Annotated in this window: 22 protein-coding genes; 21 read left to right on the forward strand and 1 reads right to left on the reverse strand. The window is 70.7% G+C overall.

The features are described 5' to 3' along the window. The first annotated feature begins 10 nt into the window (after positions 1-10). The 4 genes from thrB (at position 11) to prmC (ending at position 5370) form a co-directional block, all read left to right on the forward strand. A complete protein-coding gene (thrB, locus tag Csp2054_RS09540) occupies positions 11-991 on the forward strand; it encodes a homoserine kinase (RefSeq protein ID WP_096899163.1) in 981 nt (326 codons plus the stop codon). A gap of 162 nt (positions 992-1153) precedes the next feature. After that, positions 1154-3394 (forward strand): transcription termination factor Rho, encoded by a 2241-nt coding sequence (rho, locus tag Csp2054_RS09545; RefSeq protein WP_096899080.1) that lies wholly within the window; start codon positions 1154-1156, stop codon positions 3392-3394. A 3-nt stretch (positions 3395-3397) separates the two neighbouring features. Continuing rightward, the gene (gene prfA / locus Csp2054_RS09550; protein ID WP_096899081.1) at positions 3398-4480 is read left to right on the forward strand and encodes a peptide chain release factor 1; all 1083 of its coding nucleotides are present in this window, start codon (positions 3398-3400) and stop codon (positions 4478-4480) included. A gap of 17 nt (positions 4481-4497) precedes the next feature. Next, positions 4498-5370 (forward strand): peptide chain release factor N(5)-glutamine methyltransferase, encoded by an 873-nt coding sequence (gene prmC, locus Csp2054_RS09555; protein ID WP_096899082.1) that lies wholly within the window; start codon positions 4498-4500, stop codon positions 5368-5370. Between the two features lie 172 nt (positions 5371-5542). Here the strand turns inward: prmC and Csp2054_RS09560 are convergent, their stop codons facing one another. Beyond that, on the reverse strand, positions 5543-6190 hold the full coding sequence (locus tag Csp2054_RS09560) for an HAD family hydrolase (protein ID WP_255252686.1): 648 nt from the start codon (positions 6188-6190) through the stop codon (positions 5543-5545). Positions 6191-6228: 38 nt separating this feature from the next. Between Csp2054_RS09560 and Csp2054_RS09565 the strand changes: the two genes are divergently transcribed. From Csp2054_RS09565 to Csp2054_RS09645, 17 genes are all read left to right on the forward strand, one after another. Continuing rightward, positions 6229-6903 carry an L-threonylcarbamoyladenylate synthase gene (locus Csp2054_RS09565; protein WP_096899084.1) on the forward strand — a complete coding sequence of 225 codons (675 nt, stop codon included), beginning with the start codon at positions 6229-6231 and terminating at the stop codon, positions 6901-6903. After that, positions 6900-8126 (forward strand): MraY family glycosyltransferase, encoded by a 1227-nt coding sequence (locus Csp2054_RS09570; protein WP_096899085.1) that lies wholly within the window; start codon positions 6900-6902, stop codon positions 8124-8126. Before Csp2054_RS09565 ends, Csp2054_RS09570 begins: the two co-directional genes overlap by 4 nt. After that, positions 8123-8602, forward strand: coding sequence for a hypothetical protein (locus Csp2054_RS09575; RefSeq protein WP_255252687.1), 480 nt, complete (start codon positions 8123-8125; stop codon positions 8600-8602). The genes Csp2054_RS09570 and Csp2054_RS09575 overlap by 4 nt, the downstream gene beginning before the upstream one ends. A 104-nt stretch (positions 8603-8706) precedes the next feature. Further along, positions 8707-9567, forward strand: coding sequence for a F0F1 ATP synthase subunit A (gene atpB, locus Csp2054_RS09580; protein WP_096899165.1), 861 nt, complete (start codon positions 8707-8709; stop codon positions 9565-9567). A gap of 58 nt (positions 9568-9625) precedes the next feature. Further along, entirely contained in the window at positions 9626-9862 is a 237-nt protein-coding gene (gene atpE / locus Csp2054_RS09585) for an ATP synthase F0 subunit C (protein WP_096899086.1), read from the forward strand. A 9-nt stretch (positions 9863-9871) separates the two neighbouring features. Next, positions 9872-10417, forward strand: a complete 546-nt coding sequence (locus Csp2054_RS09590; protein WP_096899087.1) for a F0F1 ATP synthase subunit B — start codon at positions 9872-9874, stop codon at positions 10415-10417. A 2-nt stretch (positions 10418-10419) separates the two neighbouring features. Continuing rightward, positions 10420-11214, forward strand: coding sequence for a F0F1 ATP synthase subunit delta (locus Csp2054_RS09595; protein WP_096899088.1), 795 nt, complete (start codon positions 10420-10422; stop codon positions 11212-11214). Between the two features lie 107 nt (positions 11215-11321). Further along, positions 11322-12950 (forward strand): F0F1 ATP synthase subunit alpha, encoded by a 1629-nt coding sequence (atpA, locus tag Csp2054_RS09600; RefSeq protein ID WP_096899089.1) that lies wholly within the window; start codon positions 11322-11324, stop codon positions 12948-12950. Continuing rightward, complete coding sequence (locus Csp2054_RS09605) at positions 12951-13853, forward strand: F0F1 ATP synthase subunit gamma (protein WP_096899090.1); 903 nt, start codon at positions 12951-12953, stop codon at positions 13851-13853. 47 nt (positions 13854-13900) lie between these two features. Continuing rightward, positions 13901-15355, forward strand: coding sequence for a F0F1 ATP synthase subunit beta (gene atpD / locus Csp2054_RS09610; protein ID WP_096899091.1), 1455 nt, complete (start codon positions 13901-13903; stop codon positions 15353-15355). A 1-nt stretch (position 15356) separates the two neighbouring features. After that, entirely contained in the window at positions 15357-15620 is a 264-nt protein-coding gene (locus Csp2054_RS09615; RefSeq protein ID WP_096899092.1) for a F0F1 ATP synthase subunit epsilon, read from the forward strand. A 5-nt stretch (positions 15621-15625) separates the two neighbouring features. Then, on the forward strand, positions 15626-16387 hold the full coding sequence (locus tag Csp2054_RS09620; RefSeq protein WP_096899093.1) for a YaaA family protein: 762 nt from the start codon (positions 15626-15628) through the stop codon (positions 16385-16387). Between the two features lie 110 nt (positions 16388-16497). Continuing rightward, positions 16498-17040 (forward strand): hypothetical protein, encoded by a 543-nt coding sequence (locus Csp2054_RS09625; protein ID WP_096899094.1) that lies wholly within the window; start codon positions 16498-16500, stop codon positions 17038-17040. Between the two features lie 57 nt (positions 17041-17097). Then, positions 17098-17811: an FHA domain-containing protein gene (locus Csp2054_RS09630; protein ID WP_096899095.1), complete on the forward strand. Its 714-nt coding sequence runs from the start codon at positions 17098-17100 to the stop codon at positions 17809-17811. A gap of 50 nt (positions 17812-17861) precedes the next feature. Continuing rightward, positions 17862-18683 (forward strand): PP2C family protein-serine/threonine phosphatase, encoded by an 822-nt coding sequence (locus Csp2054_RS09635; RefSeq protein ID WP_255252688.1) that lies wholly within the window; start codon positions 17862-17864, stop codon positions 18681-18683. Between the two features lie 177 nt (positions 18684-18860). Next, positions 18861-20270, forward strand: coding sequence for a serine/threonine-protein kinase (locus Csp2054_RS09640; RefSeq protein WP_096899096.1), 1410 nt, complete (start codon positions 18861-18863; stop codon positions 20268-20270). Next, complete coding sequence (locus Csp2054_RS09645) at positions 20243-26050, forward strand: Ig-like domain-containing protein (RefSeq protein WP_096899097.1); 5808 nt, start codon at positions 20243-20245, stop codon at positions 26048-26050. Before Csp2054_RS09640 ends, Csp2054_RS09645 begins: the two co-directional genes overlap by 28 nt. The last annotated feature ends 71 nt before the right edge of the window (positions 26051-26121 follow it).

The raw sequence follows: 26121 nt of genomic DNA on the forward strand, positions 1-26121 counted from the left end.
CGCCGACCGCCTGTCCGGACCGGGGGAGGGCACGACCGCCTCGCACGCTGTACCGGCCGGACGGGCGGTCCGCGTGCGGGTGCCGGCGACCTCCGCCAACCTCGGGCCCGGCTTCGACTCCCTCGGGCTCGCCCTGTCGCTGTACGACGAGGTGACCGTCCGGGTCCGTCCGGAGTCGGGCGCGAGCGTGACCGTCGAGGGCGTCGGTGCCGGCGAGGTCGCCACCGACGACACGAACCTCGTCGTCCAGGCGATCCGACGCGGCCTGGAGCACGCCGGGGTCGCGGTGCAGCCCGGCCTCGAGCTGCACGCCGTCAACGCGATCCCGCACGGCCGCGGTCTCGGGTCCTCGGCGGCGGCGATCGTCGCCGGACTGATGGCGGCACGCGGGCTCCTCGAGGGGGTGGTCGACCTCGACGCGTCGACACTGCTCACCCTCGCCACCGAGATGGAGGGACACCCGGACAACGTCGCCCCGGCGCTCTTCGGCGGTCTCACGATCGCGTGGATGACGGCCGAGGGCCCGGCGTACAAGCGACTCCTGGTGCACCGCGGGGTCTCGCCGGTCGTCTTCGTGCCCACTTCGACGCTGTCGACGAAGCTCGCACGGTCCCTCCAACCCGCGAGCGTCCCGCACGCCGACGCCGCGTTCAACGTCTCGCGGTCGGCGCTGCTCGTCGCGGCGCTGATCCAGAGCCCCGAGCTGCTGCTCGCCGCCACCGAGGACCGCCTGCACCAGTCGTACCGGGCGAGTGCGATGCCGGAGACGGACGCGCTGATCGGCCTGCTCCGGCAGCACGGGCTCGCCGCGGTGGTCTCCGGAGCCGGTCCGAGCCTCCTCGTGCTCGGCAGCGATCCGGCCCAGCGACTCACGGCCGCCGACCTCGTGTCGCGACACGCGGAGTCCGACTGGCGGCCGCTCATGCTGGCCGTCGACCTCGGTGGTGCTACAGTGGCAGCGCACTCGGCGCTCCAAGCCGACCCAGCATAGGCAGCAGGAACGTTCCTCGCCGGTGCAGGGTCCGGTGCGCGGGGGCACTCTCTTCCTGATCACCGAATCCCGGTCCGTCGTCTGAGCGGCGGTCGATGCAACCCGTGCATCCGGGACGGTGGAAACTCCCCGCGTTCTGCGGTCCGAAAGGAAACACCCACCTTGACGAACGTCAACGACTCCACGTCCGTGGAGATCCCCTCCGACCTGCGCGCCCTCCGTCTCCCGGAGCTCCAGCGCATCGCCTCGTCGCTCGGCATCACGGGGCTCTCGAAGCTCCGCAAGGGTGACCTGATCGCCGCGATCGACGAGCGCCGTCCCCAGACCGACGACGCCGATGCGCCGGCGGAGCAGCCGACGCTGCCGGAGCCGGCCGCCGAGCCGGCGGCAGCGACCCCGGCAGAGGCACCCGCCGCCGATCCGCAGGCCGAGCAGCAGTCCCAGCAGCAGGCAGAGTCGCCCGCCCAGGCCGACACGCAGTCGACCGAGGCGACCGACCAGCCTGCCGGCGGCCGCGCGCGTCGCTCGCGCCGCGCCTCCTCGGGCGGCACGGTGAGCGCCGCGCCGACGTCGGCAGCCGACCACCAGAACCACGGCCACACCGGCACCGAGGACCTCCTCGCCGGGCTCGACCAGGTGCGCGCCGAGAAGGACGCCCAGGAGGCCGCGCAGGCCGGCGGCAAGCGCCGCGGTCGCGGCCAGCAGGCCGCGCAGCAGCAGGACGGCCAGGAGGCACCGGCCGGCTCCGCCCCGCAGGACTCCGCCCCGCAGCGGGGGAGCGAGCAGCAGGACGGCACCCGGGACGCGCAGGGCGCCGCCCAGCAGGGCGGCTCCGAGCAGGAGACGGACCAGCAGTCGGGCTCCGGCGACGCCGGCGAGCAGCAGGGTGACGGCGGTCCCCGTCGCGGCCGTCGCAGCCGCGGCCGTGGACGCGGGCGTGGGCAGAACGCCGACGCCGCGCAGAACGGCGAGCAGCAGGGCGACCAGCAGAAGTCGGACGAGCAGCAGAAGCAGGGCCAGCAGAACGGTCAGCAGAAGCAGGACGACCAGAAGCAGGGCCAGCAGAACGGTCAGCCGAAGCAGGCGCAGCAGAACGGTCAGCAGAAGCAGAACGGCCAGGGCGGCAACGGCCCGCAGCAGGACGCCCAGCACGAGGGCGAGGGCCGCAGCCGTCGCCAGCGTGACCGGAAGCGTGGCCGCGGCGGTCAGCACGACGACGTCGAGCCCGAGGTCACCGAGGACGACGTCCTCATCCCGATCGCCGGCATCCTCGACGTGCTCGACAACTACGCATTCGTGCGGACGACCGGCTACCTGCCCGGCCCGAGCGACGTCTACGTCTCCCTCGGTCAGGTGAAGAAGTACCACCTCCGCAAGGGTGACGCGATCGTCGGCTCGATCAAGCAGCCCCAGGGCGGCGAGCAGCAGAGCCGGCAGAAGTACAACGCCCTCGTCAAGGTCGACACCGTCAACGGCCAGACCGCGGACGAGGCCGCTGCCCGCAAGGACTTCTCCGACCTGACCCCGCTGTACCCGAACGAGCGCCTGCGCCTCGAGACCGAGCCGCAGAAGCTGTCGACGCGGATCATCGACCTCGTGTCGCCGATCGGCAAGGGCCAGCGCGGCCTCATCGTCTCGCCGCCCAAGGCCGGCAAGACCGTCGTGCTGCAGGCCATCGCCAACGCGATCGCGAAGAACAACCCCGAGGCGCACCTCATGGTCGTCCTCGTCGACGAGCGACCCGAAGAGGTCACCGACATGCAGCGCTCGGTCAAGGGTGAGGTCATCGCCTCGACCTTCGACCGTCCGGCGGAGGACCACACCACGGTCGCCGAGCTCGCCATCGAGCGTGCCAAGCGCCTCGTGGAGCTCGGTCACGACGTCGTCGTGCTGCTCGACTCCATCACCCGCCTCGGCCGCGCCTACAACCTGGCGACGCCGGCCTCGGGCCGCGTGCTCTCCGGTGGCGTCGACTCGGCCGCGCTCTACCCGCCGAAGCGCTTCTTCGGGGCCGCGCGCAACATCGAGGACGGTGGCTCGCTGACCATCCTCGCGACGGCGCTCGTCGAAACCGGCTCGAAGATGGACGAGGTCATCTTCGAGGAGTTCAAGGGCACCGGCAACATGGAGCTCCGCCTGAACCGCCACCTGGCGGACAAGCGGATCTTCCCGGCGGTCGACGTCAACGCCTCCGGCACCCGTCGCGAGGAGCAGCTGCTCTCCGCCGACGAGGTCAAGATCACGTGGCGCCTGCGCCGTGCCCTCGCCGGGCTCGAGCCGCAGCAGGCGCTCGAGATCGTGCTGCGGAACCTCAAGGAGACGCAGTCGAACGTCGAGTTCCTGGTCCAGGTGCAGAAGTCGGTCCCCACGACCGGCGGGCAGCACAACGGCCACCAGGAGTAGTCGGTGTTCGAGTCGGTAGCGGGGCTGCTGGCGGAACACGAGGACCTGACGCAGCAGCTGTCGGACCCCGCGCTCCACGCCGATCCGGCCCGTGCGAAGAAGGTGAACCGGCGGTACGCCGAGCTCAGCCAGATCAAGGCCGCGTACGAGTCCTGGCAGGCGGCGGGGGACGACCTCGCCGCCGCCCAGGAGCTCGCCCGCGAGGACGAGGCGTTCGCGGACGAGGTCCCCGGGCTCGAGGAGCAGCTGCAGGAGCGCCAGGAGCGCCTGCGTCGGCTCCTCATCCCGCGCGACCCCGACGACGGCCGTGACGTCATCATGGAGATCAAGGGCGGTGAGGGCGGCGAGGAGTCCGCGCTCTTCGCGGCCGACCTCCTTCGCATGTACTCGCACTACGCCGAGTCGAAGGGCTGGAAGGTCGAGCTCCTCGAGCGCACCGAGTCGGACCTCGGTGGCTACAAGGACGTCCAGGTCGCGATCAAGTCGAACGCGACCGACCCGTCGCAGGGCGTCTGGGCGCACCTGAAGTACGAGGGCGGCGTGCACCGGGTGCAGCGGGTGCCGGCGACCGAGTCGCAGGGGCGCATCCACACGTCGACCACGGGCGTGCTGGTGTTCCCCGAGGTCGACGAGCCCGAAGAGGTCCAGATCAACCAGAACGACCTGAAGATCGACGTGTACCGGTCCTCGGGCCCCGGCGGTCAGTCGGTCAACACGACGGACTCCGCCGTCCGCATCACCCACCTGCCCACGGGCATCACGGTGGCGATGCAGAACGAGAAGTCGCAGCTGCAGAACCGCGAGGCCGCGATGCGCGTCCTCCGTGCCCGCATCCTCGCGAAGCAGCAGGAGGAGCTCGACGCGATCGCCTCGGACGCGCGGAAGTCGCAGATCCGCGGGATGGACCGGTCGGAGCGCATCCGCACCTACAACTTCCCGGAGAACCGGATCGCCGACCACCGCACCGGGTACAAGGCGTACGACCTGGACCGCGTGATGAACGGCGCGCTCGAGCCCGTCATCGAGTCCGCGATCCGGGCTGACGAAGAAGCTCGACTGGCCGCCATCGGCGACCAGGACGCCTAGGCCGGGAGGCACGAGTCCTGTCCGCCACGGATCGCGCGTTCGCCGCGGATCGCCTCCTCGACGAGGCGACCGCGGCGCTCGGCGCTGCCGGCGTACCGACGCCGCGGGTGGACGCCGAGCTCCTGCTCGCGTGGGCGACCGACACCTCACGCGGTGCCGTGCAAGCGCGTGCGCTGACGGGAGGCGCGATCGCCGGGGCCCATGTCGAACGCTTCCGGCAGGCCGTCGCCCGACGGCGGACCCGTGAGCCGCTGCAGCACATCACGGGGGAGGCCCACTTCCGTGCGCTGACCCTCGCGGTCGGTCCGGGCGTCTTCGTCCCGCGGCCCGAGACGGAGGGCGTCGTGCAGTTCGGCATCGACGCGCTGCGGGCGACCGCCGTGCCGTCACCCGTGGCGGTGGACCTGGGATCCGGCAGCGGCGCGATCGCGATCGCGATGGACACCGAGGTGCCGAACGCGGTGGTCTACGCGGTGGAACGGTCCCCGGAGGCCCTGCCCTGGACCCGGCGCAACGTCGAGGCCCACGGCGGCACGGTCCGGCTCGTCGAGGGCGACCTCGCCGACGCGCTGCCCGAGCTCGACGGCACGGTGTTCGTCGTCGTGTCGAACCCCCCGTACGTCCCCGACGACATGGTGCCGGTCGACCCGGAGGTCCGCGACCACGACCCGGCGCTCGCGCTGTACGGGGGAGCGGACGGCCTCGACGCCGTGCGCGCGCTCACCGAGACTGCGTGGCGGCTGCTCGTACCCGGGGGCGTGCTGGTGATCGAGCACGCCGAGCAGCAGGGCGCCGGGGTCCGCGCAGTGCTCGCCGCACGTGGCTTCCGCTCACCGGAGACGCACCGCGACCTCACCGGACGCGACCGCACGACCACCGCGACCCGCTAGCCCCAGTCGACCCGCGCCTCCCGGCTGCCCCGCTCGTGGTCGGCCGTTCCGCTCGTGGGTGGCCGTTCCGCTCGTGGTTGACCGATTCGCTCGTAGGAGGTCGTTCCTTCCGGCTCGCCACGAGCGGAACGGCTTCCTACTGCACGCGTGATGGGACTGAACGTGTCGATCCTCAGGCGACGACGGCGCGTTCCTGCGCCGCGACGAAGGCGCGGACCGCCTCACGGAGGTCCGTGTCCTCCTCGACGAGCACCGCGTGGATGCCGACGCTGCGGGCGCCCTCGACGTTGATCGGCATGTCGTCCGCGAAGAACGTGCGCTCGGCGGGCACCCCGTGGTGCTCGAGCGCCCGCGTGAAGAGCTCCGGCTCGGGCTTGCGCGCGCCGAAGTTGCTCGTCGTGTCGAGGTGGTCGCCGAACAGCGGCGGGAGCGACGGCGCCCACCGGTGGATCCAGCGCCCGGCCAGGGGACCGTTGTTCGTCAGGAGGCCGACGCGTCCGTGGGCGGCAGCGAGCCGGACGGCCTCGATGCGGTCGGGGAGCTCGGTCATCGCCGATCCGCGGATCCTGGCCCACTCCTCCTCCGGGACCGCGCACCCCATGGCGTCCTCGAACGCCGCGAGGTAGGCGTCGCCGTCGGCGTAGTGACCGGCCTCGGCCCGGGCCTCGTTGCCGCAGTCCCACCAGCGCCGGCGGAGCTCGACGAAGTCGTGTCCGGTGAAGTCGGCGAGCGCCTGCATGCGCACCCGCCAGTCGTAGCGGACGAGCACGTCGTCCATGTCGAAGAGGAACAGGAGCGGCAGCGTGGGCGAATCGTTCACGATGTCACCCATTCTGTCGCACTATCATCGTGCAGGTCATGGCATCCCGATACGACTGCACCGACCCCGACGGGCTCCTGACCGGGATGCGGCTCGCACGTGCCGCACTCGGACGCGGGGAGCTCGTCGTCGTCCCCACCGACACCGTCTACGGCCTCGCCGCGGACGCCTTCAGCCAGGCCGCAGTGCAGCGGCTCCTCGACGCGAAGGGCCGCACGCGGCAGTCGCCGCCGCCCGTCCTCATCCCCGGACCGGCGACGCTCGACGCGCTCGCGTCCGAGGTCCCGCAGCAGGTCCGCGACCTGGTCGACGAGTTCTGGCCCGGTGGCCTGACCGTCATCCTGCGCGCGCAACCGTCGCTCGACTGGGACCTCGGCGAGACGCGTGGCACGGTCGCGCTCCGCATGCCGGACTCGCGCATCGCGCTCGAGCTGCTGCAGGAAGTCGGTCCGCTCGCGGTCTCCTCCGCGAACAGCACGGGCGACCCGGCCGCGATGGACGTCGACGCTGCCGAGCGCATGCTCGGCGACAGCGTGTCGGTCTACCTCGACGGCGGTGTTGTCACGGCGCACGAGGGGTTCGCGGCCTCGACGGGGTCGACAATCGTGGACGCGACGGGTCTGTCCACCGGTGGCGGGCTGACGATCGTCCGGCACGGGGTCATCCCCGACGACGAGATCGCCCGGGTCGTCGGAGCCGACCTCGTCGCGTGAAGTACTACCTGCTCGCGGGCGCGATCGCCGCGGTGGTGAGCTTCTGCGTCAGTTGGGTGGTGTGGAAGCTCGGCGTCCGGTACGGCTGGCACCCGAAGGTCCGCGAGCGTGACGTCCACCGGACGCCGACCCCGCGGCTCGGTGGCATCGCGATGTACCTCGGCGTGATCGTCGCGATGCTCGCCGCCTGGTTCCTGTTCCCGTCGATCGCCGGCGTGGACTACTTCCGACTGGTGTTCGCGGAGCCCGGGCGTGTGCTCGCGGTCCTCGGCGGGGCCACGATCATCGTGGTCCTCGGCGTCGCGGACGACATCTGGGACCTCGACTGGATGACGAAGCTCGCGGGGCAGATCATCGCGGCGGGGATCCTCGCGTGGCAGGGGGTCGCGATCGTCTCGCTGCCGATCGGCAACACGCTCGGCGTCGGCTCCTCGTACATGAGCCTGATCTTCACGGTGCTCGCCGTGGTGCTCGTGATGAACGCGGTGAACTTCATCGACGGGCTCGACGGGCTCGTCGCCGGGGTCGCGATCATCGCCGGCGGCGTGTTCTTCCTCTACACGTTCTTCATCAACCGCGTGGTCGTCCAGACGGAGTTCTTCTTCAACCTGCCGTCGCTCCTGACCGCGGTGCTCGTCGGCGCGTGCTTCGGGTTCCTCATCCTGAACTGGCACCCGGCGAAGCTGTTCATGGGGGACGCCGGCGCGCTGCTCGTCGGCTTCCTGATGGCCACCAGCGCCGTGTCCGTCACCGGCAACATCGACCCCGCGGCCGTGCAGACGCGTCAGGCCCTGCTGCCGGCGTTCATCCCGATCCTGCTGCCCTTCGCGATCCTCATCGTGCCCATCCTCGACTTCGGCCTCGCGGTGACCCGGCGGCTCAGCGCGGGGAAGTCGCCGTTCTCGGCCGACCGCAAGCACCTGCACCACCGGCTGCTCGACATGGGGCACTCGCACTTCCACGCGGTGCTCATCTTCTACGCCTGGACGGCGACGGTGGCCGTGGGCTGCCTGCTGTTCCTCTTCGTGGACTGGTACTGGGTGGTGGCGTTCGTCGCCGTCGGCTTCACGGTGTGCGCCGTCGCGACCTTCGCGCCCCTCGGACGCAAGCGCACCGAGATCGCCGCCCAGACCGCGAACCGCTGCGCCGCCGTGGTGGACGCCAGCCTCGACCCGCTCGACCGGGCCGCCAACGACCGCACGATCCCTGGAGACATCACGTGACCGCACCGAACGCGCTCGACCACGTCCGGCCGGTGTTCCGCCGCATCCTCGTGTGGGCGGGGCTCCTCGCAATCGCACTGGCGGTGGTCGGGGGAGTCGTCGGGCTCCTCGTCGCCGGGACGCCGGGGCTCGCGGGTGGCCTGCTCGGAGCCGTCCTGAGCGTGGTCTTCCTCGGGCTGACCGCGCTGTCCGTCCTGGTCGCGCTGCGGGTGTCGAAGGGTCAGATGATCTCGGGCGCCTTCTTCGGCATCGTGATGGGCACGTGGCTGCTGAAGTTCGTGCTGTTCATCGTCGTGCTCGTCCTGCTGCGGGGGAGCGGGTGGATCGACTTCCCGACCCTCGCCGTCGTCATCATCGTCGGCGTCGTCGGCTCGCTCGTCATCGACGTCGTCGCGGTCGCGAAGGCCCGCGTGCCGATCGGCGTCGCGCTCCCCGGTTCCTCCTCGGATCCTGAGAAGAACGACACCCGCAACTGAGAGCCCGGGAAGCCTCCTCCACCTGATAGGCTTCTTGGAGTCCGCGTCCCGGAGCCTTGCTCGGTGCGGACGAGCCTCCACAAAGTCCACCATCGCGTGCCGTGTTGCGCGCGCCGACACAGGAGACAGCGCTGCTATCCCACGCTCTTCCCCTGTCCCTCACCGCTGCGGTCAACCCCGTCGCGGCGGGGAGCAGCCAGGCCGCCGAGTTCCACGGTCCGTCGATCAACGAGTTCTTCCCTGACCCGATCTTCTTCGCGGGGACGCCGTTCGAGATCGACCGCCTCGTCATCATCCGCTTCATCGCCGTCGCGGTCCTGCTGCTCATCGGCATCGTCGGGACCCGCGCGCTCAAGCTCGTGCCGGGCCGCGGTCAGGCGCTGATCGAGTACGCATTCGACGTCGTCCGGCGCAACACGTTCGACAACCTGGGCGAGAAGGACGGCAAGCGCTTCCTGCCGCTCCTCGCCACGATCTTCTTCTCGGTGCTCTTCCTCAACCTGACCGGTCTCATCCCCGGCTTCAACCTGCAGGGCACCAGCCGCATCGCGTACCCGTTGATCCTCGCGATCGTCGCCTACGTCGCCTTCATCTACGCAGGTCTCCGCAAGCACCCCGGCACCTTCCTCCGGAACGCGCTCTTCCCGCCCGGCGTGCCGTGGTACCTCTACATCATCGTGACGCCGATCGAGCTCGTCTCGACCTTCGTGCTCCGTCCGGTGACGCTCACGCTCCGACTCCTGATGAACATGGTCGTCGGCCACCTGCTGCTCGTCCTGTTCTTCGCCGCCACGCAGTTCTTCTTCTTCGAGAGCGGGAACCTGTTCGCGCTCTTCGGAGTCGGGACGCTCGCGTTCGGCATCGCGTTCAGCTTCTTCGAGATCCTGGTCGCGCTGCTGCAGGCGTACGTCTTCATGCTGCTGACCGCTGTGTACATCCAGCTCGCGCTGGCTGACGAGCACTGACCTGCACTGACCCCCATACGGCACGGCATCCGTCGGGCCGCACCTGAAAGGAAAACACGTGGACGCAACGACCGTTCTCGCGGCAATCAACGGCAACATCGCGACGGTTGGCTACGGCCTCGCGGCGATCGGCCCGGCCATCGGCGTGGGCATCGTCGTCGGCAAGACGATCGAGTCCGTCGCTCGCCAGCCGGAGCTCCAGGGCCGCCTGACGACCCTCATGTACATCGGTATCGCCTTCACCGAGGCCCTCGCCTTCATCGGTATCGCGACGTACTTCATCTTCACCAACTAAGGCCCCTCGATGCAGAACGCACTGATCGTCGCGGCGGAGGAGACGCACAACCCGCTGATCCCGCCGGCGTACGACATCCTCTGGTCGGCAGTGGCGTTCGTCGTCATCCTGCTGGTCTTCTGGCGGGTCATCATCCCGCGGATCACGAAGATGCTCGACGAGCGCACCGAGGCCATCGAAGGTGGCATCAAGAAGGCGGAGGCCGCTCAGGAGCAGGCCGCCGCTGCGCTCGACGAGTACAACAAGCAGCTGGCGGAGGCGCGCGCCGAGGCGTCGCGCATCCGTGAGCAGGCCCGTGCGGACGCGACCGCGATCGGCAACGAGGTCCGCGAGCAGGCCGCTGCGGACGCCGCACGCATCACCGCGAACGCCCAGGCGCAGATCGAGGCCGAGCGCCAGAGCGCGCTCCAGTCGCTCCGTGCCGAGGTCGGCTCGCTCGCGCTCGACCTCGCGTCGGGTGTGATCGGCGAGTCCCTCAAGGACGACGCGAAGTCGACCGCCGTCGTGAACCGCTTCCTGGCGGACCTCGAGGCCTCCAAGGCCGGGGAGCGCTGAGCATGCGCAGCGCCACCAGGGAAGCACTCGCGTCCACCAGGGCGGTGCTCGGCGACCTCGGGAGCCGCGCCGACCTGGCAGCGGGTGCCGAGATCCTCGCCTCCGGGCGAGCGATCGCCGGTGCGCCGCAGCTGCTCGGTCTGCTGTCCGACCCGACGGCCGACCCGGCCGGCAAGAAGGTCGTCATCGACCGCGTCTTCGCCGGGCAGTCGGAGGCGACGCGTGCGGTCCTGACCGCGGTGGCCGGCTCGCGCTGGTCGTCGCAGCAGGACCTGCTCGCGGGCATCGAGGACGCGGGCATCCGCGCCGTCGCGGCCACCGCCGACCCGGGCACGTCGATCGAGTCGGAGCTGTTCGCCTTCGAGACCGCCGTCCGCTCGGACGCCGACCTCGAGCTCGCGCTCGGCACGAAGCTCGGGAGCCCGTCGCAGAAGGGCGCGCTCGTCGAGCGGCTGCTCGGAGCGAAGGCGTCGCAGCAGACCGTGACGATCCTCTCGGCGCTCGTGCAGCAGCCGCGTGGCCGTCGGATCGGCGAGCTCGTCCGTGAAGCGAGCCGGATCGTGGCCGACCAGGCGGGCAAGCTCGTCGCGACCGTCACGACGGCGACGCCGCTCGACGCCGGACAGTCGGCCCGTGTGGCCCGCGGTCTCGGCGAGCGGTACGGCAAGGACGTCAGCATCAACCACGTGGTCGACCCCTCGGTCGTCGGCGGGGTCCGGGTGCAGATCGGCGGCGACGTCATCGACGGCACCGTGTCCACGCGCCTGGCGGAGCTCCGGCTCCAGCTGGCCGGCTGAGCGTACCGTCGAAGCCGCTCCACCCAAGTCCACAACGGGAACTGCCGAACGCGGCAGCATCACCCTCTCGGAGCCGAAGGGCCCCGGAAACCAACAAGGAAAATCCCATGGCAGACATCACCATCAGCCCCGATGAGATCCGTGATGCCCTGAAGGACTTCGTCTCGAACTACGAGCCGACGAAGGCCTCCACGGCCGAGGTCGGGCACGTCACCGACGCCGGTGACGGCATCGCGCACGTCGAGGGCCTCCCCGGCGTCATGGCCAACGAGCTCATCCGCTTCGCGGACGGCACGCTCGGCCTCGCGCAGAACCTCGACGAGGACGAGATCGGCGCCATCGTGCTCGGCGAGTTCTCCGGCATCGAAGAGGGCCAGGAAGTCACCCGCACCGGCGAGGTCCTCTCGGTCCCCGTCGGCGACGGCTTCCTCGGTCGCGTCGTCGACCCGCTGGGCAACCCGGTCGACGGTCTCGGCGAGATCGCGTCCGAGGGTCGTCGTGCGCTCGAGCTCCAGGCTCCGGGCGTCATGTCCCGCAAGTCGGTCCACGAGCCGCTCCAGACCGGCATCAAGGCGATCGACGCCATGATCCCGGTCGGCCGCGGTCAGCGTCAGCTCATCATCGGCGACCGCCAGACCGGCAAGACGGCCATCGCGATCGACACGATCATCAACCAGAAGGCCAACTGGGAGTCGGGCGACGAGAACAAGCAGGTCCGCTGCATCTACGTCGCCATCGGCCAGAAGGGCTCCACGATCGCCTCCGTCAAGGGTGCGCTCGAGGACGCCGGCGCGATGGAGTACACCACCATCGTCTCGGCTCCGGCCTCCGACCCGGCCGGCTTCAAGTACCTCGCCCCCTACACCGGTTCGGCCATCGGCCAGCACTGGATGTACGGCGGCAAGCACGTCCTGATCATCTTCGACGACCTGTCGAAGCAGGCCGAGGCCTACCGCGCCGTGTCCCTCCTCCTCCGCCGTCCGCCGGGCCGCGAGGCCTACCCGGGCGACGTCTTCTACCTGCACTCCCGCCTGCTGGAGCGTTGCGCGAAGCTGTCCGACGACCTGGGCGCGGGTTCGATGACGGGTCTGCCGATCATCGAGACCAAGGCGAACGACGTCTCGGCGTACATCCCGACCAACGTGATCTCGATCACGGACGGCCAGATCTTCCTGCAGTCCGACCTGTTCAACGCGAACCAGCGTCCGGCGGTCGACGTGGGCATCTCGGTGTCCCGTGTCGGTGGTGACGCGCAGGTCAAGTCGATCAAGAAGGTCTCCGGCACGCTCAAGCTCGAGCTCGCGCAGTACCGCTCGCTCGAGGCCTTCGCGATGTTCGCGTCCGACCTCGACCAGGCGTCGCGTCGTCAGCTCGACCGTGGTGCGCGTCTGACCGAGCTCCTCAAGCAGCCGCAGTACTCGCCGTACCCGGTCGAGGAGCAGGTCGTCTCGATCTGGGCCGGCACGAACGGCAAGCTCGACGAGGTCCCCGTGCCCGACGTGCTGCGGTTCGAGTCGGAGCTCCTCGAGCACCTCCGCCGCAACTCGGACATCCTCACGACGCTGCGCGAGACCAACCAGCTCAGCGACGAGACCGTCGCCGCGATGGACCGCGAGATCGACGCCTTCACGAAGAGCTTCCAGACGAGCGACGGCAAGACGCTCGGCTCGGAGCACGTCGAGGCGGCGTCGGCCGAGGACGTCGACCAGGAGCAGATCGTCAAGGGTCGTCGCTAGATGGCAGCGCAGGTCCGGGTCTACCGACAGAGGATCAAGTCCGCGAAGACCACGAAGAAGGTCACCCGCGCGATGGAGCTGATCTCGGCGTCGCGGATCCAGAAGGCACAGGCCCGCATGGCCGCGTCGGGTCCGTACTCGCGGGCCGTGACGCGGGCCGTGTCGGCCGTCGCGACGTTCTCGAACGTCGACCACGTGCTGACCACCGAGCCCGAGTCGTCGACGCGCGCCGCGGTCGTGCTGTTCACCTCGGACCGCGGTCTGAACGGTGCGTTCAGCACGAACGTCCTCAAGCAGGGCGAGGAACTCGCGTCCCTCCTCCGCAGCGAGGGCAAGGAGGTCGTGTTCTACCTCGTCGGTCGCAAGGCCGTCGGGTACTTCGGCTTCCGTGAGCGCCCGTCCGAGCAGCAGTGGGTCGGCGGGACCGACCAGCCCGAGTTCTCGACGGCCAAGGAGATCGGCGACGCGGTCGTGTCGAAGTTCCTCCAGGACACGGCGGAGGGCGGCGTGGACGAGATCCACATCGTCTTCAACCGCTTCGTGAGCATCGCCACGCAGGAGCCGCAGGTCGTCCGGCTGCTCCCGCTCGAGGTCGTCGAGGGCGTCGAGGCGCCCGACAACGACGAGCCGCTCCCGCTGTACGAGTTCGAGCCCGACGCGGACGCCGTGCTCGACGCACTGCTCCCGGTCTACATCGAGAGCCGCATCTTCAACGCCATGCTCCAGTCGGCTGCCTCCGAGCACGCCGCCCGGCAGAAGGCGATGAAGTCGGCGAGTGACAACGCGGACTCCCTCATCCGTGACTTCACCCGCCTCGCGAACAACGCTCGTCAGGCCGAGATCACGCAGCAGATCTCCGAGATCGTCGGCGGCGCCGACGCCCTCTCGTCGAAGAAGAAGTAGTCCGCGTCGTTCGCGGACAGTACCCCACCCTCAGGAAGGCACCAGCCATGACCGACACCGCCACCACCGCGGTCGAGACGTCGTCGGCGCCCGGTGTCGGCCGGATCGCCCGTGTCACGGGTCCCGTCGTCGACATCGAGTTCCCCCACGACGCCATCCCCGACATCTACAACCTCCTGCACACGACGGTCACCATCGGTGACTCGTCGCAGGAGATCGGCCTCGAGGTCGCGCAGCACCTCGGCGACGACCTCGTCCGTGCCATCTCGCTGAAGCCGACCGACGGTCTGGTCCGTGGCCAGGAGGTCCGTGACTCGGGCGCCCCGATCTCGGTCCCCGTCGGTGACGTCACCAAGGGCAAGGTCTTCGATGTGCTGGGCAACGTGCTCAACACCGACGAGGCGCTCGAGATCACCGAGCGTTGGCCGATCCACCGCAAGGCCCCGGCCTTCGACCAGCTCGAGTCCAAGACCACGATGTTCGAGACGGGCATCAAGTCGATCGACCTCCTCACCCCGTACGTGCAGGGTGGCAAGATCGGCCTCTTCGGTGGTGCGGGCGTCGGCAAGACGGTCCTCATCCAGGAGATGATCCAGCGCGTCGCGCAGGACCACGGCGGTGTCTCGGTGTTCGCCGGTGTCGGCGAGCGCACCCGTGAGGGCAACGACCTCATCGGCGAGATGGAGGAGGCGGGCGTCTTCGACAAGACGGCGCTCGTGTTCGGCCAGATGGACGAGCCGCCGGGAACGCGCCTCCGCGTGGCCCTGTCGGCGCTGACGATGGCGGAGTACTTCCGCGATGTCCAGAAGCAGGACGTGCTCCTCTTCATCGACAACATCTTCCGCTTCACGCAGGCCGGTTCCGAGGTCTCGACGCTGCTCGGCCGCATGCCCTCCGCGGTGGGCTACCAGCCGAACCTCGCCGACGAGATGGGTGTGCTCCAGGAGCGCATCACCTCGACGCGTGGTCACTCGATCACCTCGCTGCAGGCGATCTACGTGCCGGCCGACGACTACACCGACCCGGCTCCGGCGACGACGTTCGCGCACCTCGACGCCACGACCGAGCTCTCCCGCGAGATCGCGTCTCAGGGTCTGTACCCGGCCATCGACCCGCTGACCTCCACGTCGCGGATCATGGACCCGCGGTACCTGGGCGCCGACCACTACCAGACCGCGACGCGCGTCAAGCAGATCCTGCAGAAGAACAAGGAGCTGCAGGAGATCATCGCGATCCTCGGTGTCGACGAGCTCTCCGAAGAGGACAAGATCACCGTCGAGCGCGCTCGTCGGATCCAGCAGTTCCTCTCGCAGAACACGTACATGGCGAAGAAGTTCACGGGCGTCGAGGGTTCGACCGTCCCGCTGAAGGACACCATCGAGTCGTTCCGCGCGATCGCCGACGGCGAGTTCGACCACGTTGCGGTCCAGGCGTTCTTCAACGTCGGTGGCATCAACGACGTCGAGGAGAAGTGGGCGCAGATCCAGAAGGAGAACCGCTGACATGGCGGCACTCACCGTGAGCGTCGTCTCGGCGGACCGTGAGGTCTGGACGGGCGAGGCCACCATGGTCGTCGCACGCACGACGGAGGGCCAGATCGGCATCCTCGCGGGGCACGAGCCGCTGCTCGCCACCCTCGCCGAGGGCCAGGTCCGCATCACCCGGGCCGACGGCTCCACGGTGACGGCGGACGCTGCCGACGGCTTCCTGTCGGTCGAGCACGACACGGTCACGATCGTGGCGCGGCAGGCCGCGCTGGTGTCCTGACCGGACTGACCGTCCTCCTCCCGCCTTCCGAGACGAAGCGGGAGGGCGGGGACCCGGAGCACACGCTCGACCTGTGTGCGCTCTCGTTCCCGGAACTGGCCGACGAGCGGGCCGCGGTGATCACCGCGGCCCGCTCCGTCAGTTCCGAGGAGGCCTCGGCACGGACGGCACTCAAGCTCGGACCCCGGTCGCTCGGCGAGCGGCTGCGGAACCTCGTGCTCGAGACGTCGCCGACGATGCCGGCGATCGACCGGTACACCGGGGTGCTCTACGACCCGCTCGGTGCTCTCGACGCCGACGACGCCACGCGGCGGTGGTGGTTCGACCACGTCGTGGTGCAGTCGGCGATGTTCGGGCCGATCGGGGCGGGCGACCGCGTGCCCGCGTACCGGCTCTCCCACGATTCGCGGCTCGGATCGCTCCGACTCGCGTCCCACTGGCCGGACCCGGCGTCGCGGGCGCTCGCGAGCCGTGCGGACGGCTTCGTGCTCGACCTCCGGTCCGAGGGGTACCGCCAGCTCGGCCCGGTTCCCGGTGCGGTGGCTCCACGTGTGGTCAGCGTGGACGGCGCCGGGCGACGGAAGGCCCTCAACCACTGGAACAAGACGGCGAAGGGGCGGCTCGTGTCGCTGCTCGCCCGCAGCGGTGCGGACGTGTCCAGCATCGAGGACCTCGTGCTCTGGGCCGGACGGCACGGCGTCGTCCTGGAACCGTCGGAGGCCGGCTGGGACCTCGTCGCGGAGTCGCTCGAGCCGGTGGCCGCCTGACGGCGGCTGGTCCTCCACAGGCGTCCAGCACGGCCCCGTGATCCACAGACGTGCGGGAGGGACGGCCGGGAGGCACGGATCACGCTTCGCTGTCGTGCATGATCCCTGCGATGACACGATCCGAGCACGACCAGTCCGTGCGCTACCCCCGGGAGATCGCGGCGGCGGTGACGCTGCGCGCGGCCTGCGCCGCCCTGACCGGCGGCCCGGGCGACCGGCCCCTCCGGTCCTCCGAGTCGGTCGCGGTGCTCACGGCGTGCACCGCCCTCGCGACGCGGTTCGCCATCATCGCGTTCCTCGCCGACGGCGGGGCGGATCCCCGCTCCGTCCGGCCCTTCGAGCCCTTCCACGACGAGACGCCGCCCGCGCTGCTCGGGCGGGGACCGGCTCCGGACCCTGATCGGATCCGGACGGCCGGTGAGCGAGCCGCCGATGCCTGGCGAAGTTGGCGCGCCGGCCAGGACCCGGACGGATGGGCAGCCGGCGCGGCCGGTGCCCTGGCGCTCGCATCCTGGTGCTCCTGGGCGGTCGGGTCCGCGGAACGGGCCCGGATCCGGGCCGTGTACGCCCTCGAGACCGTGCCGGACGAGCCGCTCGCCGGCCTGGTGCTCCGGACGGTCCGGGCGGGCAACGCGCCGGTCTGGGAGCGGTGAGCGTGCCGTGCGCCCGGCATCGTCTACGGTGGGATCGACCACGCTGGGAGGGCTCGGGTGCGGGACGACTTCGACGACGACCTCGACGACACCGTCGTCCGCGCGCGCCGTCCGGCCGGTCCGACCGGGGGTGACGACCACGACGACCCGCTCGGTGACACCGTCATCCGACCGCGGCGGTCCGTGGCCGACGGCGACCCCGCCGACGACACCGTCATCCGACCGCGGCCGTCAGCGTCCGACGCCGACCCGGCCGACGACACCGTGCTGCGTCCGCGTCGGGGAGCACCCGCCTCGACGTGGCGGTCCCCGACGGCACCGCCCACCGACGGCCACCGGCCCACCGGGCCGGCACCGGGCCTCCCGGTCGACGACGTGCCCGTCCGCCGTGTCCCGTCGGTCCGTATCGGTGACCGTGTCGTGCGCCTCGACCGTCCCGTGGTGGTGGGCCGCAGGCCCGCCGCACCCCGGGTGGTGCACGGGCCGCAGCCGGAGTTGGTGGCCGTGCCGTCCGCGTCCGGGCAAGTCTCGTCCTCACACGTGCTCGTGCACGCCTCCGGCGAAGCGGCGGTGGTCGAAGACCTGCGCTCGACGAACGGCACGGTGGTGCGCCCGGTCGCGGGCCATCCCTTCCGGCTGGCATCGGGTGTGTCCGTCGTCGTACTGACGGGTACGGTTGTCGAGATCGGCGACGGCAACGTCCTCGAGATCCTGTCGCCGCACCTGCGGGTGTCGGTACCGGATCCCGATCCAGCCAGGCCGTGGCCGTGACCGGTCCCGCCGACCGCCATGCCCCGACCCCCAGAGAGCGATCCTGACACGTGACCGAACTCGGCCGAGCAGCAACTGCGCACGCCATCGACGTCCCCGGCGCGGACGGCGCCGTCCTCACCCTGTCGTGGGGAGCCGCGACCGACGTCGGGCGGCGTCGCGACCACAACGAGGACAGCTACGTGGTCGGCGCGCCGTTCTTCGTCGTGGCGGACGGGATGGGCGGCCACCTGGCGGGCGACCGCGCCAGCGACGCCGTGGTGCGCCGCCTGGCCCAGGTGACCGAGCAGCCGTTCACCACCCGACAGGGCATCCAGCGTGCGCTCCTCCTGGCGACCGCGGACATCGAACGGGCCGCGGGCGGCAACGCCATCGGCGCGGGGACCACCGTGACGGGGATCGCCCTCGTGGCGTCCGATGGACAGCCGGCGGCGCTGGTGTTCAACGTGGGGGACTCCCGGACCTACCGGATCGACGGCGGTGTGCTCCGACGCGTCACGGTCGACCACTCCGTCGTGCAGGAGATGGTGGACGCGGGGCTCCTCCGTGCCGAGGACGCCGAACGACACCCGGACAGCAACGTGATCACGCGCGCGGTCGGGTTCGGCGAGCCGCCGGAGCCGGACTGGTGGACCCTGCCCCTGCGGGCCGGCGACCGGTACATCGTCTGCTCGGACGGCCTGACGAAGGAGCTCGGCGACGTGGGCATCGCCAGGATCGCCGCGAAGGTGCCCGGGGCGCAGGAGCTCGCGGAACGGCTCGTCGGCGACGCGGTCGTGGCCGGGGGGCGCGACAACGTCACGGTCGTGGTCGTGCAGGTCGACGGAGCGCCGCACGACCCGGACGTCGAGGACACGCTGCCCCGCCACTGACGGCGCGGCTCGGCCCCGCGTGGTGTCGGTCCGGTCGCCGCCACGGGCCACCCCCCGAACTGGGGACGCCGTGGCGTAGTGCTCACGACCGCAGGCAGATCGACGTCGGATCCGCTCCGTACAATGTCACCGCCGGACCTGCTGGCCGGCCGTCAACTGGCCCGGAAGGATGCGCGCATGGCACGACGACTGCCGTCCGACCCTCCGGTGATCCCCGGCTTCAGCCCGGTGCACGTCCTCGGCTCGGGCGGGTTCGCGGACGTCTTCCTCTACGAGCAGGACATGCCGCGTCGACAGGTCGCGGTGAAGGTGCTGCTCGACGAGGTCGTCGACGACCGGGTCCGGCAGATGTTCCAGGCCGAGGCGAACCTGATGGCGCGGCTCAGCACCCACCCGTCGATCCTCACCGTGTTCCAGGCGAGCGTGGCCGCTGACGGCCGCCCCTACCTCGTGATGGAACTGTGCTCGTCCTCACTGAGCGACCGCTACCGGCGTGAGCCGATCCCGGTGTCCGAGGTCCTCGCCACCGGCATCCGGATCGGCGCCGCTCTCGAGACCGCGCACCGCGAGGGCGTCCTGCACCGGGACGTCAAGCCGTCCAACATCCTCCTCACGGCGTACGGCAACCCGGTGCTGAGCGACTTCGGCATCGCGGCGACCCTGGGGGAGTCGGACCCCGACGAGCCCATCGGCATGTCGATCCCGTGGTCGGCACCGGAGGTGCTCGGCGACGAGTCGCGGGGCACCGTCCAGTCGGAGGTCTACTCGCTCGCCGCCACCGTCTACTCGCTCCTGGCCGGCCGCAGCCCCTTCGAGGTGCGCGGCGGCAAGAACGGCGCGTCCGAGCTGATGAGCCGCATCGACAAGGGCGGGGTGAAGCCCACCGGACGCCCGGACGTCCCGCCGTCGCTCGAACGCCTGCTCGCCACCGCGATGTCGCGCAGGCCGCAGCAGCGACCGTCCACGGTCCTGGAGCTCGTCCGCGGGTTCCAGCAGGTCGAGGCGGAGCTGGGCATCCCCCAGACCGCGGCCGACGTGGCGGTGGAGGCCTGGGCCGTCAGCACCCCCGGTGACGACGGCGACCGGACGGTCGTGCGGGAACTGCAGGCCCCCAGCCGGGTCGGCGGTCGACGCCGGGCACGGCGTGCGGTCCAGGGCGGTGCTACGGCGGGCGCGCAGAGCGTGGGAACGGTGCACCGCACCGGATCGACGACGCGGGCCCGACGGCGGACCCGGACCACCCTGGTGTGGGTCACGAGCTCGGCCGCCGTGGTGGTCGCCGCGCTCGTGGTGGCGACCGTGCTGGTCGTCGGCCGCCTCGGCGACGGCACCGTGCCCGTCGTGTCGGACGTCCGGGCGACGCCGTCCGCGACGTCCGTCACCTTCCGGTGGAGCGACCCCGGGCTCGCCGACGGGGACACCTACGTGGTGACGTCCGGCGGTGCCTCGAGCCAGCAGTCGGGGACCACGTTCGTCGTGACCGGGGACCGCGGTGACGAGGTCTGCATCACCGTGTCCGTGAACCGTGACGGGCGGACGGGTGCGGCCAGCGCCGAGCGGTGCGCGACCGTCGGGAGCGCCGGGTGATCCGCGCGCTGTTCGCGAAGCACCGGTCCGCGGCGATCACGACCGCGGCGTCGGTGCTCGTCGGGGCCGTCGTGGCGACCGCGGCGGTGACCTCGAGCGGCTACCACACGCAGCGGGTGGACCTCGGCGACGGTACCGTCTGGGTGCCGTCCGCACAGTACGGTGCGGTGGGACGGGCCAACACCGGTGTGCTCGAGCTCAACACCGCCGTCGAGACCTCGACCGACGACCTCGCCGTCCTGCAGCGCGGGGCGACCGTCTACAGCGTCGACCAGACCAAGGGCACCGTCGCGGAGGTCGACGTCGCCGACGCCACCGTGGGCGACCCGGTCACCCTGCCGGCCGGTTCCCCGCAGGTGTTCCTCGCGGGTTCGTCCGCGGTCATCGGCAACGCGGACACGGGCGAACTGTGGGTGACGCCCGCCGACCGGCTCGCCGACTTCGACGCCTCCACGAAGGCCGACCTCACGCTCGGTTCCGACGCCGTCTTCGACGCGTCCGACGACCGCGTCGCGGTGTACTCGCCGAAGACGTCGACCGCCTCGCTGGTCTCGCTGGGGGCCACCCCCACCGTCGAACGACGGTGGACCGTGCGGGCCGACGCCGACCACGACCTGCAGGTGGCGGTGTCCGGCGACGACGTCGCGGTGCTCGACCGGACGGACGGCGTGCTGACGATGGACGGCGACCGTGTCGACCTCGGCGACCGCGTCGGCAGCCGACCGGCGCTCCAGCACTCGTCGACGGACGGCTCCGGCGTCGTCGTCGCGGGGACGGCCGGCATCGTCCGCGTGTCCTCGAGCGGTGCCGTCGACCAGACGGCGCTCCGGGTGTCGGGTCGAGCGGCCCGTCCCTACGTGACCGGGTCGTGCGTGTACGGCGCCTGGACCGGCGGCCAGGCGGTCGACACGTGCGACGGACGAGCCGTGCAGCGCCTCGCGAGCTCCGCGGGCAGCGGCGACCTGCAGATCCTGCACAACGGCGACACGGTCGTCGCGAACGACCCGGACAGCGGGAAGTCCTGGGCCATCGACCGGAGCGGCCAGCTCATCGACAACTGGTCGGACCTCATCAAGAAGGACGACGACCAGCAGCAGGAGCAGGTGTCGGACGACGACCCCGAGGTCGACAAGGACCAGAAGCCGCCCGTCGCGGTCGACGACCGACTGGGCGCGCGTCCGGGACGCACCACGAGCCTTCCGGTCCTGCTCAACGACTACGACCCCAACGGCGACCCGATCATCGTCAGCGAGGTCGGGAAGATCGACGAGTCCGTCGGACGGGTCGCGATCGTCGCCGACGGTCAGCGGCTGCAGATCACGCTGTCCGCCCGTGCCTCCGGGACGGTCTCGTTCCCGTACACGATCACCGACGGCAACGGTGGGTCCGACACCGCCACCGTCACCGTCACGGTCCGACGTCCGGGCGAGAACGACGCTCCGCGGCAGGTCCGCGACACGACCGCGGACGTCGTGCAGAACGGGCACGTCGTGACGAACGTCCTCGGCGACTGGGTGGACCCCGACGGCGACCCGGTGTACCTGAAGTCGGCGACCGCCTCGGACGGCGACCGTGTCTCGACCACGCCGGACGGCCTCCTGGACTTCCGCGACTCGAGCGGACGCACCGGCGACCGCGCCGTGCAGCTCGTGGTGAGCGACGGCACGAGTGACGGGCGCGGCTCCCTGACCGTGCGGGTCGCGAAGGCGGGGAGCGTGCCCCTGTACGCCGACGCCTTCCCGGTGTCGGGCTACGCCGGCAAGGCGTTCTCCGTCGACCCCCTCGAGCACGTGCGCGGCGGCAACGGCACCGTGACCCTGACGAGTGTGTCGTCCTCCAAGGGCCTCACCGTGACCCCGTCCTACGACGCCGGCACCTTCCGCGTCGTGGGGACGGGCGCGGGGGACCACCAGCTGGAGTACACCGTCACCGACGGCACCAAGACCACGAGCGGCATCGTCCGCGTGACGATCCTGGCGCCGCCGGACGCCTCGACGCCGCCGATCACCACGCCGAAGACGGTCTTCGTGAACACGCTGTCGACGAAGGACACGGACGTCACGGCGACCGACACCGACCCGGCCGGCGGGGTGTTGCTCGTGACGGCGATCGACGCGCCGGACCGGTCGAGCGGCGTGCAGGCCAGCGTCCTCGACCAGCACACCGTGCGCACGACCCTGACGGCGCCGCTCTCGGGACCGGTGACCTTCACCTACACGGAGAGCAACGGACTGGCGTCGGCGACCGGGACCGTCACGGTGGTCGAGATTCCGAAGCCCGACCGCATCCAGCCGCCCGTGGCACAGCCGGACACCGCGACGGTCCGCGTCGGCGACGTCGCGGACATCGACGTCCTCGACAACGACACCCAGCCCGAGGGCGAACCGCTCACCCTCGAGCCGGACCTCGTGCAGAACGTCCCCGGCAACGGCGGGCTCCTCTTCGTGTCCGGTGACCACCTCCGGTACCTCGCACCGAAGACGCCCGGCAACTACACCGCGGTGTACCGTGTCGCCGGACCGGACGGCCAGTACGCCGACGCCACCGTGTCGATCTCGGTCCGCGAGAAGGACGTCGCCACCAACAACCCGCCGGTCCCGCAGACGGTGACCGCCCGGGTCGTGGCGGGCAACTCGGCGCGGATCAGCATCCCGCTGAACGGCATCGACCCCGACGGCGACTCCGTGCAGCTCGTCGGTGTCGCCTCGAACCCCGACAAGGGCTCCGTGAGCGACGTCTCGTCCGACTCGCTGACCTACGAGGCGGGCGACTACTCGGCCGGGACCGACGAGTTCACGTACACGGTCGTCGACGCGCTCGGAGCACGGGCGACGGGCACCGTGCGCGTGGGGATCGCTCCCCGTGCCGAGCAGGCGTCCAACCCCGTGGCCGAGGCCGACCACGTCACGATCCGTCCCGGCGGCTCGGTGACGGTCCGCGTCCTGCAGAACGACTCCGACCCCGAGGGCGGGCAGCTCACGGTCACCCGCGCGGAGCCGACGGGCGAAGGGGTCACGGCCAAGGTCGTGCAGGGCCGCGAGGTCCGCGTCACCCCGCCGCGCTCGGCGACGAGCGGCGACTTCGCGGTCCTGTACACCGTCGTCAACGCTGCGGGTGGTTCGAGCACCGCGTTCCTCACCGTCACGGTCGACCGCAACGCCCAGCCCCTGCGGCCCGAGGTCGAGGACACCACCCTCGACCTGCAGGACATCATGCACCGCGAGAGCGTCACGGTGGACGTCCTCCGGAACGTCTTCTTCGCCGAGGGCACCGCCGCCGACCTCCGGGTCGGGCTCGTCGACGGTTACGGCGACACCGCGAGCCTGGGGGCGGACGGACGGATCACCGTTCGGCTGACGAACGACTCGCAGGTGATCCCGTTCTCGGTCGCCCGGATCGACCACCCAGACGTGGTGTCGTACGGGTTCATCAACGTGCCGGGGTTCGACGACGCCCTCCCGCAGGTGAACCGGGCCGCGCCGGCGATCACCGTGAAGAGCGAGTCGACGGTCCGCATCCCGTTGTCGCAGTACGTGGTCACCGCGAACGGCCGGACCGCGAAGATCACCGACGACGGCACCGTGAAGGCGACGCACGCCGACGGCCAGGACCTCGTCGTGGACTCGTCGACGCTGCAGTTCACGTCGGCGAAGCTGTACTACGGCAACGCCTCCATCTCGTTCGAGGTCACCGACGGCTCGAGCGCGAACGGCGGGAAGGGGCGCACGGCCACGCTCGTGCTGCCGATCAAGGTGACGCCCCGGTCGAACCAGCCCCCGTCGTTCTCCGGCTCCGCACTCGACATGCAGCCGGGTGACACCCGGACGGTCGACCTCACGAAGCTGACCGACTACCCGTACCCGAAGGACCTCCCGGAACTCCGGTACTCGATCGTGAGCCAGCCGAGCAGCGGCGTGACGGCGTCGATCGACGGGCAGCGGCTCACCGTCACCGTCGCCGACTCCGCGAAGAAGGACACGACCGCGTCGATCGGGGTCGGGGTCGCCGACGCCGCGAACGCCGGACGCTCGGGGTCGATCGGCGTCCAGGTCGTCGCGTCGACCCGTCCGCTCGTGCAACCCGGTCCCGACACCGCCGTCACGAAGCGCGGGGAGACCACGACCATCGACGTCCTCGCGAACGACGACCCGACCAACCCGTTCCCGGGCCAGCCGCTGCGGGTCGTCGACATCCGCGGGCTCGGGGGCGGTCTGCCCGCGGGCGTCACCGTGACGCCGAGCGCCGACAGGTCGCGCCTCCAGGTCGCCGTCTCGTCGTCCGCGAAGCCCGTCGACGCGCACCTGCAGTACCAGGTGGCGGACGCGACCGACGACCCGGACCGCGCGGTCTGGGGTGACGTCACGATCTCCGTCCAGGACGTGCCGGACGCGCCGGGCGCCCCGTCCCGCACCGGGTCCTACGAGGGTGGGCAGGCGACGCTCACGTGGTCGACCCCGCAGTCGAACAACTCGCCGATCACGGGCTTCCGCCTGACCGGGACGAACGGGGTGTCGAAGGACTGCGGGACCGCGACGGTGTGCACGGTCACCGGTCTCGATCCGAAGGCGAGCTACCGGTTCTCCGTGATCGCGACGAACGCCGTGGGGGACAGCGCGGCCTCGCCGACGTCGGCCCCGATCAGTGCCGACTACGTGCCCGCTCCGCCGACGGGGATCAGCGTCGACCCGAGCACGACGACCCCGAACCAGCTCGACGTCTCGTGGAACGCGGTCGCTGCTCCGAACGGCGGCAGCGCGGTGAGCAACTACGTCGTGTCGATCGAGGGTCCGGGGTTGTCGTCGACCCGCAGCACCGGCACCGCGACGAGCACGTCGTTCGCTGGTGCGCAGAGCGGTGCCCAGTACACCGTGACGGTCTCGGCGCGGAACGGTGCCGACCGCGACGGGACCGTCGTGCAGTGGAACCAGGGGACTGGAACGGGCAGTGCCGTCGGCGCGCCGGCTGCCCCGAACCTGTCTGCGGACGGGGAGCGCAGCGGTAACCAGACCAGTGTCAGTCTGAGCGCGAGCGAGTCGAACTGGGCCGGTCCCACAGGAACGATCAAGATCGCCAAGTTCGCAGCATCCGCTCCGATCCCGAGCGGATGCACGACGTCCGGCGCCGAGCAAGTGTGGACTGGCGGCGAGCAGACGGACTCGATCTCCCAGCAGTACCGCTACGTCGCCTACGCCGACAATGGCACGTTCTGCACGGCCTCGTCGCCCCAGAGCGTTCAGGGCTACCAGACGCCCCACGCGCCGACCGGATCGCTCACACTCCAGCAGGATCAGGCGGACTGGAACATCGCCGCGAGTGCGACGCCTTCTCAGTACTTGTACTACTCCGTCAACGGAGGTGCTCCGATCCGATTCGATGGAAGCGCGAACCTCGGAGCCGGGGCTGGCTTCGGGAACACGACCGCTGTGGTGTTCACCGCCTGTGCCGTCGAGGGCGATTACTGTGCGTCGAGTGCTGCAACCAAGGCGACTGCGTTCACGACCCGAGCGACGGTACAGTCCGCGGCGGTGGGCAGCGTCCCGAACATCGTTGACAACAACAACAGCGCCTTCGACCCGAAGACCATCACGTACGCGATCCAGTACTGCAAGACCAATCCGCTGGGTCTCGGCAGTACCTGCGCGGAGAACAACCCCGACACGAACGAGCCTTGGAAGGCTTCGGACGTCGTGCCCGCGGGCTACGACGAGATCCGGGTGAGAGAGACCGTCAACGGTCAGACCGACCCCGGTTATGCATCGGCGAACATCAGCGGCGCCTGAGCCACGCGCCGCACACGCCCTACGCTTCCGTACAGCGCGTCCCCGACCAACGACTCACCACCGAAGGAACC

The organism is Curtobacterium sp. 'Ferrero', assembly GCF_002412165.1.
GTDB lineage: Bacteria > Actinomycetota > Actinomycetes > Actinomycetales > Microbacteriaceae > Curtobacterium.